This window comes from Planotetraspora phitsanulokensis, assembly GCF_016863295.1.
Lineage (GTDB): Bacteria > Actinomycetota > Actinomycetes > Streptosporangiales > Streptosporangiaceae > Planotetraspora > Planotetraspora phitsanulokensis.
This window is the reverse complement of record NZ_BOOP01000046.1, coordinates 28945-42780: the sequence shown is the minus strand read 5'-3', so window position 1 is coordinate 42780 and position 13836 is coordinate 28945. Positions and strand designations below refer to the sequence as shown.

Here is a 13836-nt window from a genome sequence, read left to right as displayed (position 1 = left end):
CGGCTTTCAGGGCAGCGCGGCGAAGGCGGCGCGCGCCATCTCGTGCAGGAGGGCGGCCATCGCCCCCGGCGCCAGCTCGCCGGCGCTCCTGGGCGTCGAGTTGAGCAGGCCGAAGACCGCGTGGGTCGCGGCGCGCAGACGCGCCGGTTCGCACGAGGGGTGCAGCTCGCTGAGGACCGTCACCCACTCCTCGACGTAGAGGCGCTGGAGCCGCCGGATCGCGCGGCGGGCCGGCTCGGGCACGTTGTCGAGCTCCCGCTCGTGGACCCGGATGAGCGCGGGATCGCCGAGCGCGAACGAGATGTGACCGTCGAGCAGCGCGTCGAGCGCGGCCTCCGCCGTCGGGGGCGCGGTCGCGAGCCGGGCGCCCTGTTCGTGCAGCCGCTCGCTGATGTCGAGCAACATCTCGCGCAGCAGCGCCTCCTTGCCGCTGAAGTGGCGGTAGAGCGCCGGCCCCGAGATCCCCACGGCCGAGCCGATGTCCTCGATGGACACCCCGTGGTAGCCCCGCGCCGCGAACAGGGTGGCCGCCGCGTCCAGGATCTCGGCGCGGCGATTGCGGGTAGGGGTTCGTGCGGTGGTCACGACACCCAATGGTAGACGAAGCCAGTTAATGATGACTAACATCCGAGCCATGAGCATGAGTGCCTGGCCGGTGCTGGAGAGCACGTGCGATCCGGGCGCCGAGCCGTACAAGCGGAACGCGGAGGCGAACGAGGGCCTCGTCGCCGATCTGCGCGACCGGCTGGCGGCCGCCGCCCTGGGCGGTCCCGAACGGTCCCGTGAGCGGCATGTCCAGCGGGGCAAGCTGCTGCCGAGGGATCGGGTGGACACGCTGCTCGACCCCGGGGCGAGGTTCCTGGAGCTGTCCCCGCTCGCCGCCACCGGCCTCTACGACGGTCAGGCGCCCGCCGCGGGCATCATCACGGGAGTCGGGCGGATCTCCGGCCGCGAGTGCGTGGTCGTCGCCAACGACGCCACCGTCAAGGGCGGGACGTACTACCCGGTCACGGTCAAGAAGCACCTCCGCGCTCAGGAGGTGGCCCTGCACAACAACCTGCCGTGCGTTTACCTGGTCGACTCGGGCGGCGCGTTCCTGCCCAGGCAGGACGAGGTCTTCCCCGACCGCGAGCACTTCGGGCGGATCTTCTACAACCAGGCGACGATGTCGGCGCGGGGCATCGCCCAGATCGCCGCCGTCCTCGGTTCGTGCACGGCGGGTGGCGCCTACGTCCCCGCGATGAGCGACGAGGCCGTGATCGTCCGCGGCCAGGGCACGATCTTCCTCGGTGGCCCGCCGCTGGTGAAGGCCGCCACAGGGGAGACCGTCACGGCCGAGGAACTGGGCGGCGGCGAGGTCCACGCGCGTATCAGTGGCGTCACCGACCACCTCGCCGAGGACGACCCCCACGCCCTCAAGATCGTCAGGGACATCGTCGCCACGCTCGGGCCGCGCCCGGCACCGCCGTGGGAGGTCGTCCCGGGGGAGCCCCCGGCTCACGACCCGCGCGAGCTGTACGGAATCGTCCCCCAGGACACCCGGACGCCCTACGACGTGCGCGACGTCATCGCCCGGATCGTCGACGGCAGTCGCTTCCTGGAGTTCAAGGCCGAGTACGGTCCCACCCTGGTCACCGGCTTCGCCCGGATCCACGGCCACCCGGTGGGGATCGTCGCCAACAACGGCATCCTGTTCAGCGAGTCCGCGCTGAAGGGCGCGCACTTCATCGAGCTGTGCGACCGCCGCGGCATCCCACTGGTCTTCCTGCAGAACATCAGCGGGTTCATGGTCGGCAAGGCCTACGAGGCCGGGGGGATCGCCAAGCACGGCGCGAAGATGGTCACGGCCGTCGCCTGCGCGCGGGTGCCGAAGCTCACCGTGATCATCGGCGGCTCGTTCGGAGCCGGCAACTACGCGATGGCGGGCCGGGCGTACTCGCCGAGGTTCCTGTGGATGTGGCCCAACGCCCGGATCTCCGTCATGGGCGGCGAGCAGGCGGCCACCGTCCTGTCCACCGTGGGGAACGCCGACGCGGAGGAGATCCGCGCGCAGTACGAGCACCAGGGCAACCCCTACTACTCGACGGCCAGGATCTGGGACGACGGCGTGATCGACCCCGCCGACACCCGGACGGTCCTCGGCCTGGCACTCGGCGCCGCGGCCAACGCGCCGCTCGAACCCGTCGGCTACGGCGTCTTCCGGATGTGAGCGCATGATGTTCGACAGCGTGCTGATCGCCAATCGGGGCGAGATCGCCGTCCGGATCATCCGGACGTTGCGGGCGATGGCCGTCCGCTCCGTCGCCGTGTACGGCGACGCCGACCGCGACGCCCCCCATGTCCGCGCGGCCGACCTCGCCGTACGGCTTCCGCGGGGTTACCTGGACGCCGGCGGGATCATCGAGGCCGCCCTCGAGGCCGGGGCCCAGGCGGTGCATCCCGGCTACGGGTTCCTCGCCGAGAACGCGGACTTCGCGCGGCGGTGCGCCGAGGCGGGCCTGGTGTTCGTCGGCCCGCCGCCCGGCGCGATCGAGGCGATGGGCGACAAGATCAGAGCCAAGGCGACGGTCGCGCGGGCGGGGGTGCCGGTGGTGCCGGGCGCCGCCGAGCCCGGCGACGACCTGCTCGGGTGGAACGACTTCCCCGCGCTGATCAAGCCCTCCGCGGGCGGCGGGGGCAAGGGCATGCTGCTGCTCAGGACTGCGGCGGAGCTGCCCGACGCGGTCGAGTCCGCCCGCCGTACGGCTCTGGCCGCGTTCGGGGACGGCACGCTGCTCGTCGAGCGGTTCGTGGAGACGCCCCGGCACATCGAGATCCAGGTGATGGCCGACGCCCACGGCAACGCCGTCCATCTGGGCGAGCGCGAGTGCAGCCTGCAGCGCCGCCATCAGAAGATCATCGAGGAGGCGCCGTCCCCGCTGCTCGACCCCGCGACGCGCGAGCGGATGGGCGCCGCCGCGGTCGAGGCCGCCAGATCGGTCGGCTACGTCGGCGCGGGCACGGTGGAGTTCATCGTCCCCGGAGGTCCCGGGCCGATCGAGTTCTTCTTCATGGAGATGAACACGCGGCTGCAGGTCGAGCACCCGGTGACCGAGATGGTGACCGGCCTCGACCTCGTCGAGCTCCAGCTCAGGGTCGCCGCGGGGGAGCCGTTGCCGTTCGGCCAGGACGCCGTCCGGCTGGAGGGCCACGCCGTCGAGGCCCGGGTCTACGCCGAGGACCCCTCGCGAGACTTCCTGCCGACGGGCGGGCGCGTCCTGGCGCTGCGCGAGCCCGCGGACGTCCGAGTCGACTCGGGGCTGGCCGAGGGCATGATCGTCGGCAGCGACTACGACCCGATGTTGTCGAAGGTCGTGGCGTGGGCGCCCGACCGGGAGGACGCCCTGAGAAGGCTCGACCGGGCGCTGGCGTCGACCGCGATCCTCGGCGTGACCACCAACATCGCCTTCCTGCGCGCGCTGCTGACCCATCCCGAGGTGGTGGCGGGGCGCCTGGACACGGGCCTCGTCGAGCGGCATCTCGCCGACCTCGCCGGGGGGCCGGTGCCCGACGAGGTCCTGGCCGCGGCCGCGCTCGTCTTCCACTCCCGCGCCGCCGGCGACCCCGCGGGCGACCCGTGGGACGTGGCCGACGGCTGGCGGCTGGGGGAGCGCGCCTGGACCGACCACCGGTACGCGAAGGTGCGCGGGCCGGCGGGCGACGCGGAGATCGAAGTTAATGGTCGTTCACTTGGCCGTGGCGGGATCGAGCTGGAGGCCGGGGAGGCGGCCGTGACGGTGGCCGGCACCACCCGGCGATACCTGGTCGCGGGCGACCGGGACCTGGTCTGGCTCGGCCGTGACGGCCAGGCGTGGCCGTTCCCCCGGCACGAGCCGGGGGACCCCGGGGACCGGCCCGGTGGCGCCCGCACGGGGGACGGCGTCGTCCGCAGTCCCATGCCCGGAACGGTGCTGGTGGTGAAGGCGGCGGAGGGCGACAAGGTGACCGCGGGACAGGCCCTGCTCATCGTGGAGGCGATGAAGATGGAACACACCGTGACCGCGCCCCACGACGGCGTGGTCGCCGAGCTGCGCGTCCGGGCGGGGCAGACCGTCGAGCTCGACGCCGTGCTGGCGAGGGTGACGCCATGCGAGTGACGATCTACGAGGTCGGGCCGAGAGACGGCCTCCAGAACGAGGACGTCGTCGTCCCGGTCGAGGTGAAGCGGGAGTTCATCGGCCGGCTGGCCGCCGCGGGCCTGACCACGATCGAGGCCACCAGCTTCGTCCATCCCAAGTGGGTCCCCCAGCTGGCCGACGCGGCCGAACTGCTGGACGGGCTGCCCCGGGTCCCCGGCGTGCGCTATCCGGTCCTGGTGCCCAACGAACGCGGCCTGGACCGCGCGCTGGAGCACGGGGTCACCGAGATCGCGATCTTCGGCAGCGCGACGGAGACCTTCGCGCGGCGCAACCTCAACAGGTCGCTGGACTCCCAGTTCGAGATGTTCGAGCCGGTGGTGGGACGGGCCCTGGAGCACGGCCTGCGCGTCAGGGCGTACGTCTCCATGTGCTTCGCCGACCCGTGGGAGGGCCCGGTCGCGCCCGCTCAGGTGGTCAGGGTGGGGCGCAGGCTGCTCGATCTCGGCTGTTACGAGCTGTCGCTGGGCGACACGATCGGCATCGGCACGCCCGCCCACGTCACCGCGCTGCTGGAGGCGTTCCAGAGCGAGGGGGTCGGCCCCGAACGGCTCGCGGTCCACTTCCACGACACCTACGGCCAGGCGCTGGCCAACACGCTCACCGCGCTGCGGATGGGGGTGACCACGGTGGACGCCTCGACGGGCGGCATCGGGGGCTGCCCCTACGCCAAGAGCGCCACAGGCAACCTCGCGACCGAGGACCTGGTCTGGATGCTCGACGGTCTCGGCATCGAGACCGGGGTCGACGTGCGATCACTGACCGCCACCAGCCTGTGGCTCGCCGGGAGGCTCGGCCGTCCGAGCCCCTCCCGGGTCGTGCAGGCGCTCGCGAAGGAGATCTAGATGCTGGGCGACGAGTACAACGAGTTGCGCAAGACGGTCGAGGCCTTCGCCCGCGAGGTGGTGGCCCCCGTCATCGGCGACTACTACGAGCGGTGCGAGTTCCCCTACGAGATCGTCCGCAAGATGGGCGCGATGGGCCTGTTCGGCCTGCCCGTCCCCGAGGAGTACGGCGGGATGGGCGGGGACTACTTCGCCCTCTGCCTGGCCCTCGAGGAACTGGCCAGGGTCGACTCCTCGGTGGCGATCACCCTGGAGGCGGCGGTGTCGCTGGGCACGATGCCCATCCTGCGGTTCGGCACGGCCGAGCAGAAGGAACGCTGGCTGCCCAAGTTGGCCTCGGGGGAGATGCTGGGGGCCTTCGGCCTGACCGAGCCCGGCGGCGGATCGGACGTCCCCGGGGGCATGCGGACCACCGCCGTGCTCGACGGGAACGAATGGGTCATCGACGGGACCAAGGCGTTCATCACCAACTCGGGGACGGACATCACCGGGGTGGTGGCCGTGGCCGCGATCACCGGCAGGAACGGCGCCAAGCCGGAGATCTCGACCATCCTCGTGCCCTCCGGAACGCCGGGCTTCACCGTGTCCAAGAAGTACTCCAAGGTCGGCTGGTCGGCGTCCGACACCCGGGAGCTGTCCTTCTCGGGCTGCCGGGTGCCCGCGGAGAACCTGCTCGGCGAGCGCGGCCGGGGGTACGCCCAGTTCCTGCAGACCTTGGACGAGGGCCGTGTCGCCATCGCGGCGCTGTCCGTGGGACTCGCTCAGGGCTGCGTGGACGAGTCGGTCAGGTACGTGGGGGAGCGCACGGCCTTCGGCCAGGCGATCGGCCGCTACCAGGCCATCCAGTTCAAGATCGCGGATATGGAGGCGCGGGTCCACACGGCCAGGCTCGCCTACTATCACGCCGCCGAGCGGATGCTGGCCGGCCTGCCGTTCAAGAAGGAGGCCGCGATCGCCAAGCTCGTCTCGTCGAACGCGGCGATGGACAACGCGCGGGACGCCACCCAGATCTTCGGCGGCTACGGCTTCATGAACGAGTTCCCGGTGGGGCGCTTCTATCGTGATGCCAAGATCCTCGAGATCGGGGAGGGGACCAGCGAGGTCCAGCGGATGCTCATCGCCCGCGAACTCGGCCTGGGCGCCTGAGTCGTCGGGGAACATTCGGGCGTAGGTGCCCGCGGCCTTCGTTGATCGTTTCTGTCGTCGAATCAGGAAGATCACAAAAGAAGCGCCGCGGGCATGGTCAACGCCACGACCCGGCTACTGGGCCTGGAGGGCCCAGTGGCGCGAGCTCGTCCGACCCGCCGTCACGCGGGGAGCCGCGCCCAAGCGGTGCACGGCAGGGGCCCCGCCTGCGGGAATGGGCTCTGCACATTGCAGAGCGTGAAGAAGATGTTGCTGTCGGAGGTCCGCACGAGAATCGCGAGAATGGGCTTGCCGAGTACCGAGCTGGCGTCCTCGCTCGCGGTGATGTTGGTCACATAACCGCCCATGCTGCCCGGCACCCTACGCAGGTTCTGCCAGTGAAGCGGGGCGCTGTCCGGGTCCCAGACGAACGGGACGCCGTTGTTGGCCGAAACGGCGAAGTTGACCGGGCCGGTCGCAGGCGGGAAAGCCCGCACGATCGTGGCGTCGAGCCACCGGGACGGTGGCGCCACAACATACTTCGGCTTGTCCCCGCCGCCGGGGTTGCCCAAGGCATGCCTCGACGTCGCGGCGTCGGCCGCCGCCGAGCCCGAGAGTGCCGCGACCGCGCAGGCCGCCGTCGTCGCGGCGACCCAGGCGAGAAGGCGCCCGGCGGTGCGCGTACCCGAAACCGAGTTGCTCCAAAGAGAAATCAATGATTTCCCTCCCAGTGATGAGATTTGGACTTTCCGTGTCACCGCGTTTTCGTGCGATGCGACCCCGAAATTACCTCTCCGCGAGAACGTAGGCGCTGAGGTGCCTATTGGCGGGTGGCAAACATAAGTTACGCCTAGTTCAAAGTCGTCCACTTGATGCCGATATTCTCGATCCCGTGCCCATTTTGACCTTTTAGCGCTAAAGGCTCCGGGACGGATCCCCTGGTCGCGGGTTCTTGGGACGCGGGGTTTCGCGAGCAAGACGGCACGAATGAGCGCCGGCCGGATACGTCCAGGATTGGCCGAGCCGATTGCGATATACGCCACGAACGAATCAAGCTATCGGTCGGGTGCGGCCATATCGGCGCGGCGGCGGCGCTTCATCGCGTGAATGCGCATGTAGAAACAGGATCGTCGTCTCGATAGGAGGTCTGTATGCTGCTCGCGCGTTGGATCGCAAGCGCGGAGAAAAGCCGACGCAGGAAGATCTGTGACCGGTCGTCCGCAGCCGTCGCAGCCGTCGCGGCCGGCTTGATGTCGCTGGCCGCCGTGCCCGCCGCCGCGGCGCAGGAGGGCTTCCCGCCGCCCGGGCCGGTTCCCGGAACTACCAATACCGGTCCGCGGCCGACTACCTCGGCGAACGGCTTCCCGGCGTTCGGGCCGGTTCCCGGAACTGCCAATACCGGTCCGCGGCGGACTACCTCGGCGAACGGCTTCCCGGCGTTCGGGCTGGTTCCCGGTGCTCCTAACACCGGTCCCCGTCCGGGCGCCGTCCCGTAGTCGACGAAGATCGCCGGAGCCTCGCCGATCAAGGTCCTCCAGGAGACCTTCGATCGGGCGCTCTGCCATGTGCCCGCGGCATCTCAGAGATCGACTGGCTGGACGGTGATCTCCGAGATGCCCTGGGCGGCATCATCCTGTCGCTTGCCTGCCATCAACCCAGGCAGAGCCCAGCAGGCGAGAATCAGGACAGCGCAGAACTGCGCGGGCCTGAACCTCGGCGGGTGTTTTCACCAGCTGCTGGGCGGCGGAACAGGGCAACCAGGAGGAAGGGCACACCAAAGGCTGACGCGTCGGGCGCTTGCGCTTCCATATGGCGCATTTCCACCTCGATGTAGTCGGAGAAGATCCAACGTAGTTCGTCGAAGGTGTACGCCAGGCCGCCCTGGAGGCCGCCTTCGCGATAGAAGTCCTCATCGGGCAATTCGGAGCCCATGGCGCTGGCGGCGAAGCAGCTCAGCGCGAAGTGACCGCCAGGAACCAGCAGCCGGTCCAGCAGGTTCAGGTAGCTCACCCTGCGGTGCGGCGGCAGATGGTGCAAGCAGCCGGAGTCATAGACCAGGTCATATCGGCCGGGTTCGAGGTCGGCGGTGAAGGCGTCCCCGCAGTGGAAACGGACATCGACCCCCGCCTCCCGGGCGCGCTCCTCGGCCCAGGCCACAGCCCGCGGAGACAGATCGATGGCGTCGACCTCGAAGCCGAGCGAGGCGAGGTGGACGGCATTGCGGCCGGGTCCGCAACCAAGATCCAGAGCCCGTCCCGGATTGACCAGCCCCCGCTCAATGTAGGACGTCAGATTTTCGTCCGGCTTGCTCGCAAAGAAGGGGATCGGTTTTGCGCGGTCGGAATAAAACCGGTCCCACCATGCCGAGGCGTTCCCCGTCCATCGGTCGGCGTCCGATGTGAACAGTCCATCGAGCAGGTCCATGACGTCGTCCATCGTACGGATGGTTCGGTTCACTGAGGCTCCCTCAAAGGATGGTCGATAGCCTGTCCGGGACCGTTTGATTTTATGTGGTCTGTGATATATCAGCGCTGGTCAGAAGTTTTTCTGCCACCCCTGCGGCAGCGGCGGAGAAGTCGCTGAAGAGACACCGTCAACCCTTTGATTCCATCCCTTCAGCCGCCCGGCTCCAACTCGGCAGCACGCTTTTGAGGGACGGCCAAGGGCGGCTCACCATCGCCCCTGGACTGGATTTTCAGGAGACGGCGTGTGGTCTTGACCACAAAGACGGGACGCGGTCACATCCTGCAGGTGTGCTGGTGATTCAGACGGAGTCGGCGTCGTGAGGATGTCCTCCCAGGGCGGCGCGACGCCGGGCTCAGGCGGCTACGAGGGAGTCGATCCAGGCGAGCAGGCGGGCGCCCTCGCGGTCCATGATCCGCGGATCGCGCAGGGCGTTGGCCAGCAGTGACATGCCCTGGTAGGCACCCACCAGCGTCAGGGCGAGGCCGCCGGGTTCCGGCTGGCCCAGCTCACGGAACTGGTGCTCAACCCACTTGAGCAGCAGCCGGATGACCCTGCCTGCCTCGACGTCCAGGCCGCCCTCGTCGCGTTTGTCGAGCTCGGCGGCGAGCGTGCCGGTCGGGCAACCGTAGCGAGCGGCGAGGTCGCGCTGGCTCACCCAGGCCTCGATCAGGCCCTTGAGCCGTTCGCGGGGGTCGGGGAGCTGGTTCAGGCGACCGGTGAGCAGCTCCAGCTGCCGAGCGTGCTCCGACAGCGCGGCGGCGACGAGCTCGTCCTTGGATTTGTAGTAGTAGTACACGTTGCCCACCGGGACATCGGCCGCTCGCGCGATGTCGGCGATGGTGGTGCGCTCGACTCCTTGCCTGTGCACGACCTCGGCGGCGGCCGCCATGAGCCGCTGCCGTTTTGCGCCGGCCGCCTGGACCCGGGCGGACGTTTTCAAGTCAGTCACCTGACTAACTATAGAACCCGCTTCGTGCTACAGTCCTCCTCGACTTAGTCAGTCAACTAACTCACTCGGAGGATGTCCTCGTGATCATCGTTACCGGTGCAACCGGAAACGTCGGCCGTACCTTGGTCCGCAGTCTCACCGAGCAGGGCCATGAGGTGACCGCGGTGTCCCGCCGCATCGCCCCGCCCGTCGTCCCGCACGGCGTCCGCACGGTCATCGCAGATCTCGCGCAGCCGGCCACGGGCCTGCCCGCCGCGGCCGACGCGGTTTTCCTGCTGGTCGGCGGGGACCTGATGATGGCCGGCGACCCCGCTCAGGTCGTCGCCCCGTTCGCCGACGCAGGCAAGATCGTCCTGCTCTCCTCCCAAGGCGTGGTCACCCGCGCGGACTCCGTGTCACATGGCCGGGCCTTCGCCGCCTTCGAACAAGCCGTCATGGAGTCCGGCACCGAGTGGACCGTCCTGCGTTCCGGCGGCTTCGCCTCCAACTCCTACGCCTGGGCGCCTTCCATCAAGGCCACCCGCACGGCGGCCGCCCCCTTCGGCGAGGTCGGCCTCCCTGTCATCGACCCTGACGACATCGCCGCCGTGGCCGCCATCACGCTCACTCAGCCCGGCCACACGAAAGCGATCTACGAACTGACCGGCCCCGACCTGACCACCCCACGCCAGCGCGCCGCCGCCATCGCTGACGCCATTGGGGAGCCCGTCACCTTCATCGACCAGACTCGGGAGGAGGCCCGGGCCCAGATGCTCACCTTCATGCCGGCCCCGGTGGCCGACACCACCCTCGACATCCTCGGCACCCCGACCGGCCGCGAACAGACCGTCAGCCCCGATGCCGGAAGGATCCTCGGCCGCGCCCCCGGCACGTTCACCGACTGGGCCCAGCGCAACGCCGCGGCCTTCCGCTGATGCCGTAGCAATCGCGAGGCGGTCCCTCCAGTACGGCTGGGCAGGCGGGCTTCACAGCGCGTCGACGAACATCCCGACCAGGAACGGGCGCGCGCCGACGAGGCGGGTGAGGGAGGTGGAAGCCACGCGACAAGTGTTGTGAGCCGCCGCCGGGCCGGGAACGGCCGAGGAGTCGGCCCGGTCCAGGGGTCACACACCGGTCGCGGTCGCGGTCCCCTGCGCTGTGCGGGACAGGCCCTCCCACCGCTGCCACTCCTCGAGCCGCTTCCCGTACTCCTGGCGCAGTTCGTCGAGGCCGCCTGCGCCGAAAAGGGCGCGCAGCGGCGGTTCGGGCGCGTCGGCCAGTTCGAGGAGGGCACGTCCGGTGGCGGCGGTATCGCCGGGCCTCAGTTCGGTGTCACGCTCGAACAGTGCTTTCCTGGCGTGCTCGTAGGCGGGTGTCGGCTCGACCTGGGGAGAGGTCGCGAACAGTCCGGTGGGGAACATGATCGGCTCAATGAGCGTGACATGGATGCCGTACGCGGCGACCTCGGCCGCCAGCGACTGGCTGAAAGCCTCCAGGGCCCACTTCGACGCGTGGTACAGACCCAGTGCCGGATAGGCCACCACGCCACCGATCGACGACACCTGAAGGATTCGGCCCCCGCGACGCTCACGCATCCCCGGCAGGACCGCCCTGGTCATCCACAACGCGCCGAAGAAGTTGGTGTCCATCTGCGCCTTGGCCTGATCCTCGGTGACCTCCTCGGCAGCAGCGATCAGCATGTGGCCGGCGTTGTTGACGAGGACGTCGATCCCTCCGAAACGGGCTTCGGCTGTGCGAACCGCTTCACGGACGGCCTCGGGATCGGTGACATCGAAGCCCAGCGTCAGGACGTCGCCGCCGTAGCGCTCTGCCAAAGGCTCCAGAGATGCCGCGTCGCGTGCCGTCGCCACGACGCGGTCACCGTGTTCCAGCACGGTCTGCGCCCACTGCCGGCCCAGGCCCCGGGATGCGCCAGTGATCATCCACGTACGCGGCCGAGCCGAAGCCGAGCCACTCGAGGTGATGGGGGTATCCATGATCGCTCTCGCTTTCCACATCGCATCGTCCGCAGCCGGTTTCGGCCGCGGAGTCAGTGTGTAACCCGATCCGAGCTGCGGGCAGAGTTCGCCCATCCACGGATTCGCAGTCCCTGGCACGGCTTTTCTGAAAGGCGAATACTGCAGATATGGATGCCCATAATCTGGCCCACTTTCTGCGGACGCGGAGGGAGAGGCTCACTCCCTCCGAGACCTGGATGTCACCGACGCTCCGGCGCCGTACGCCCGGGCTTCGCCGCGAGGAAGTGGCCCAGATGGCGGGCATCTCCACGGACTACTACACCCGGCTCGAACAACGCCGTGCGCCGCAGCCGTCGCTCGCCGTCTTGAAATCGCTGACCCGCGCGCTGAGGCTCACCCTCGACGAGCGGGACCACCTCTACCGTCTGGCCGGGCACAACGTCCCCGACCGCACCCGCAGTGACGACCACGTCTCCCCGATCCTGCTGAGCGTCGTGGACCGGCTGCACGACATACCGGCCCAGGTCATGACCGATCTCGGGGAAACGATCGCGCAGAACCAGCTGGCGCGCTCCGTCTTCGGCGACCACCGCGAACTCACCGGCATGGCCCGCAACGTCGTCTACCAGTGGTTCACCACACCACGGGCACGCACGGCGTACCCGCCGCAGTTGCAAGTAGAGGAGTCCCGGATACTGGTCGCCGACCTGCGCGCCGCCCACGCCCGCCGCAACGACGCCAAAGCCCGCGACCTGGTAGGACGCCTGCGCGCGGAAAGCCCGGAGTTCGCGGCCCTGTGGGACGACCATGAAGTCGCCGTCCTCCGCAGCCGACGCAAACGTGTCGCCCACCCCGAGGTCGGCCTGCTGGAGCTGGACTGCCAGGCCCTCCTCGATGACGACCGCTCGCAGGTCCTCGCCCTCTTCACGCCCACCCCTGGCACGCCCACTGCGGAGAAACTGACCCTGCTCTCCGCCATCGGCTCGCCCCACCCATCCGTCTGATCGACTTTGATACAGGCCCTGGGCCGGCCATCTGCCCCTGACGATGGCGACTAGTTCGAGACCCGCTCTCCTTCGTTCACCGCGCCTGTGGTCAGTGCATCAGTGTTGCCGGCCGTAAATGTGGCCGTTGAGCATTTGCTCGGACTCCAGGAGATGGTCGACCACCTCCCAGTACTCCTTCAACATCGGGTGTGAAAGAGCTTCTTCGCGCGACAGCTTGCGCCCGTACAAGGGCTTGTCGGGAGCCACGGAGGCCGCGTCGACGAGGGTGCAGGCTGGGAGTGGGCTGTTCTCGACGGGCCCGACTCTGCAGCCGAAGGTGATCCGCCGATCACACGGGGCTTCCAGGTGCTCGGCTCCCCACTGATCATCGAAGATCACGTCGATCCATGCTTCATGGATGCCTTGATGGTGGTAGCAGGTGGCGAAGAAGATCGCGTGCTTGCCGACTTCCTGCTTGTGCACGAAGCCGCGGGACTGGCGGCGTTGATCGCCACAGCAGTCGCACGTTGAATCATGGATCGTGTAGCCAGGATCGATCTGGAGCATCGGCACATTATGCCCGTGGTGTTTCGAGCCCTGCAGCCGTGCTCGTGGTGATCCGGGCAGTGCGTGGTGGACGGGTGCGCCGCCATCGTTTTCCCGCCCTGGGCCCGCCGCGTCGAAGATCACGCTGTAGCCGTGTCCTATGGTCGGAACGGAGGCGACCACGTTCCGCTGGAGGCGGTGAACCATGTCAGGATCCTCGTCGGCCCGTCCAGCCGATGATCCGCTGTCGAGCCATCGGGCCATCGAGAACCTGATCGCGACGTATGCCGCGCTGGTGGACGAGGGCGATTTCGCGGGACTCGGTGCCCTGTTCGCCGACGCGACCTTCGCCGGCAGCACATCGGCGAGCGGCCGCCACGCCGTCGAGAAGATGTTCCGCGACACGTTGATCGTCTATGAGGACGGCACGCCACGGACCAAACACGTCACCAGCAACATCGCCATCGAGGTCGACGAGGTGGCGGGCACCGCGGGCTCGCATTCCTATGTCACGGTGCTGCAGGCGTTGCCGGACTTCGCCCTGCAACCCATCGCCGCCGGCCGGTACCACGATCGCTTCGAATGTCGTGACGGGCACTGGCGCTTCGTTGAGCGGAACGTGCGTATCGATCTCGTCGGCGACGTGAGCCGCCATCTTCGCCCCGCCGCCGGGCCGTAGGGCGGCGGCAGGGGGTGGATGGGCGAGAGTCGAACTCTGCTACGACCGGGATCCCCTGCGCGCCGACGTGTCATTCGGCATTGCCGAACCACCATTCATCCCATAGG

At 68.9% G+C, this 13836-nt stretch carries 13 protein-coding genes; 7 read left to right on the top strand and 6 right to left on the bottom strand.

The annotated features are described in order from the left end of the window. Nucleotides 1-6: 6 nt before the first annotated feature. A complete protein-coding gene (locus Pph01_RS38150; protein WP_239117330.1) occupies nt 7-585 on the bottom strand; it encodes an SACE_7040 family transcriptional regulator in 579 nt (192 codons plus the stop codon). Nucleotides 586-640: 55 nt separating this feature from the next. Between Pph01_RS38150 and Pph01_RS38145 the strand changes: the two genes are divergently transcribed. The 4 genes from Pph01_RS38145 to Pph01_RS38130 are packed head-to-tail and all read left to right on the top strand — an operon-like array spanning nt 641 to nt 6166. Beyond that, nucleotides 641-2209 (top strand): carboxyl transferase domain-containing protein, encoded by a 1569-nt coding sequence (locus Pph01_RS38145; RefSeq protein ID WP_204078155.1) that lies wholly within the window; start codon nt 641-643, stop codon nt 2207-2209. Nucleotides 2210-2216: 7 nt separating this feature from the next. Further along, nucleotides 2217-4136: an ATP-binding protein gene (locus tag Pph01_RS38140; RefSeq protein ID WP_204078154.1), complete on the top strand. Its 1920-nt coding sequence runs from the start codon at nt 2217-2219 to the stop codon at nt 4134-4136. Beyond that, nucleotides 4127-5020, top strand: coding sequence for a hydroxymethylglutaryl-CoA lyase (locus tag Pph01_RS38135; protein WP_204078116.1), 894 nt, complete (start codon nt 4127-4129; stop codon nt 5018-5020). Before Pph01_RS38140 ends, Pph01_RS38135 begins: the two co-directional genes overlap by 10 nt. Continuing rightward, a complete protein-coding gene (locus Pph01_RS38130; protein WP_204078115.1) occupies nt 5021-6166 on the top strand; it encodes an acyl-CoA dehydrogenase family protein in 1146 nt (381 codons plus the stop codon). A gap of 161 nt (nt 6167-6327) precedes the next feature. Here the strand turns inward: Pph01_RS38130 and Pph01_RS38125 are convergent, their stop codons facing one another. The 3 genes from Pph01_RS38125 to Pph01_RS38115 all read right to left on the bottom strand — a co-directional run bounded on the left by Pph01_RS38125 (nt 6328) and on the right by Pph01_RS38115 (nt 9560). Next, complete coding sequence (locus Pph01_RS38125; protein WP_204078114.1) at nt 6328-6861, bottom strand: hypothetical protein; 534 nt, start codon at nt 6859-6861, stop codon at nt 6328-6330. A gap of 964 nt (nt 6862-7825) precedes the next feature. Beyond that, on the bottom strand, nt 7826-8581 hold the full coding sequence (locus Pph01_RS38120) for a class I SAM-dependent methyltransferase (protein WP_204078113.1): 756 nt from the start codon (nt 8579-8581) through the stop codon (nt 7826-7828). 382 nt (nt 8582-8963) lie between these two features. After that, entirely contained in the window at nt 8964-9560 is a 597-nt protein-coding gene (locus tag Pph01_RS38115; RefSeq protein ID WP_239117329.1) for a TetR/AcrR family transcriptional regulator, read from the bottom strand. A gap of 80 nt (nt 9561-9640) precedes the next feature. Between Pph01_RS38115 and Pph01_RS38110 the strand changes: the two genes are divergently transcribed. After that, nucleotides 9641-10474, top strand: coding sequence for an NAD(P)H-binding protein (locus Pph01_RS38110; protein ID WP_204078112.1), 834 nt, complete (start codon nt 9641-9643; stop codon nt 10472-10474). A gap of 189 nt (nt 10475-10663) precedes the next feature. Here Pph01_RS38110 and Pph01_RS38105 read toward each other — a convergent pair whose 3' ends face one another. Further along, complete coding sequence (locus tag Pph01_RS38105; RefSeq protein WP_239117328.1) at nt 10664-11482, bottom strand: SDR family NAD(P)-dependent oxidoreductase; 819 nt, start codon at nt 11480-11482, stop codon at nt 10664-10666. 203 nt (nt 11483-11685) lie between these two features. Between Pph01_RS38105 and Pph01_RS38100 the strand changes: the two genes are divergently transcribed. Beyond that, on the top strand, nt 11686-12522 hold the full coding sequence (locus Pph01_RS38100) for a helix-turn-helix transcriptional regulator (protein WP_204078110.1): 837 nt from the start codon (nt 11686-11688) through the stop codon (nt 12520-12522). 99 nt (nt 12523-12621) lie between these two features. Here Pph01_RS38100 and Pph01_RS38095 read toward each other — a convergent pair whose 3' ends face one another. Continuing rightward, entirely contained in the window at nt 12622-13071 is a 450-nt protein-coding gene (locus tag Pph01_RS38095; RefSeq protein ID WP_204078109.1) for a hypothetical protein, read from the bottom strand. Between the two features lie 184 nt (nt 13072-13255). Here Pph01_RS38095 and Pph01_RS38090 point away from each other — a divergent pair, with 184 nt between their 5' ends. Further along, on the top strand, nt 13256-13729 hold the full coding sequence (locus Pph01_RS38090; RefSeq protein WP_204078108.1) for a nuclear transport factor 2 family protein: 474 nt from the start codon (nt 13256-13258) through the stop codon (nt 13727-13729). Nucleotides 13730-13836: the final 107 nt, after the last annotated feature.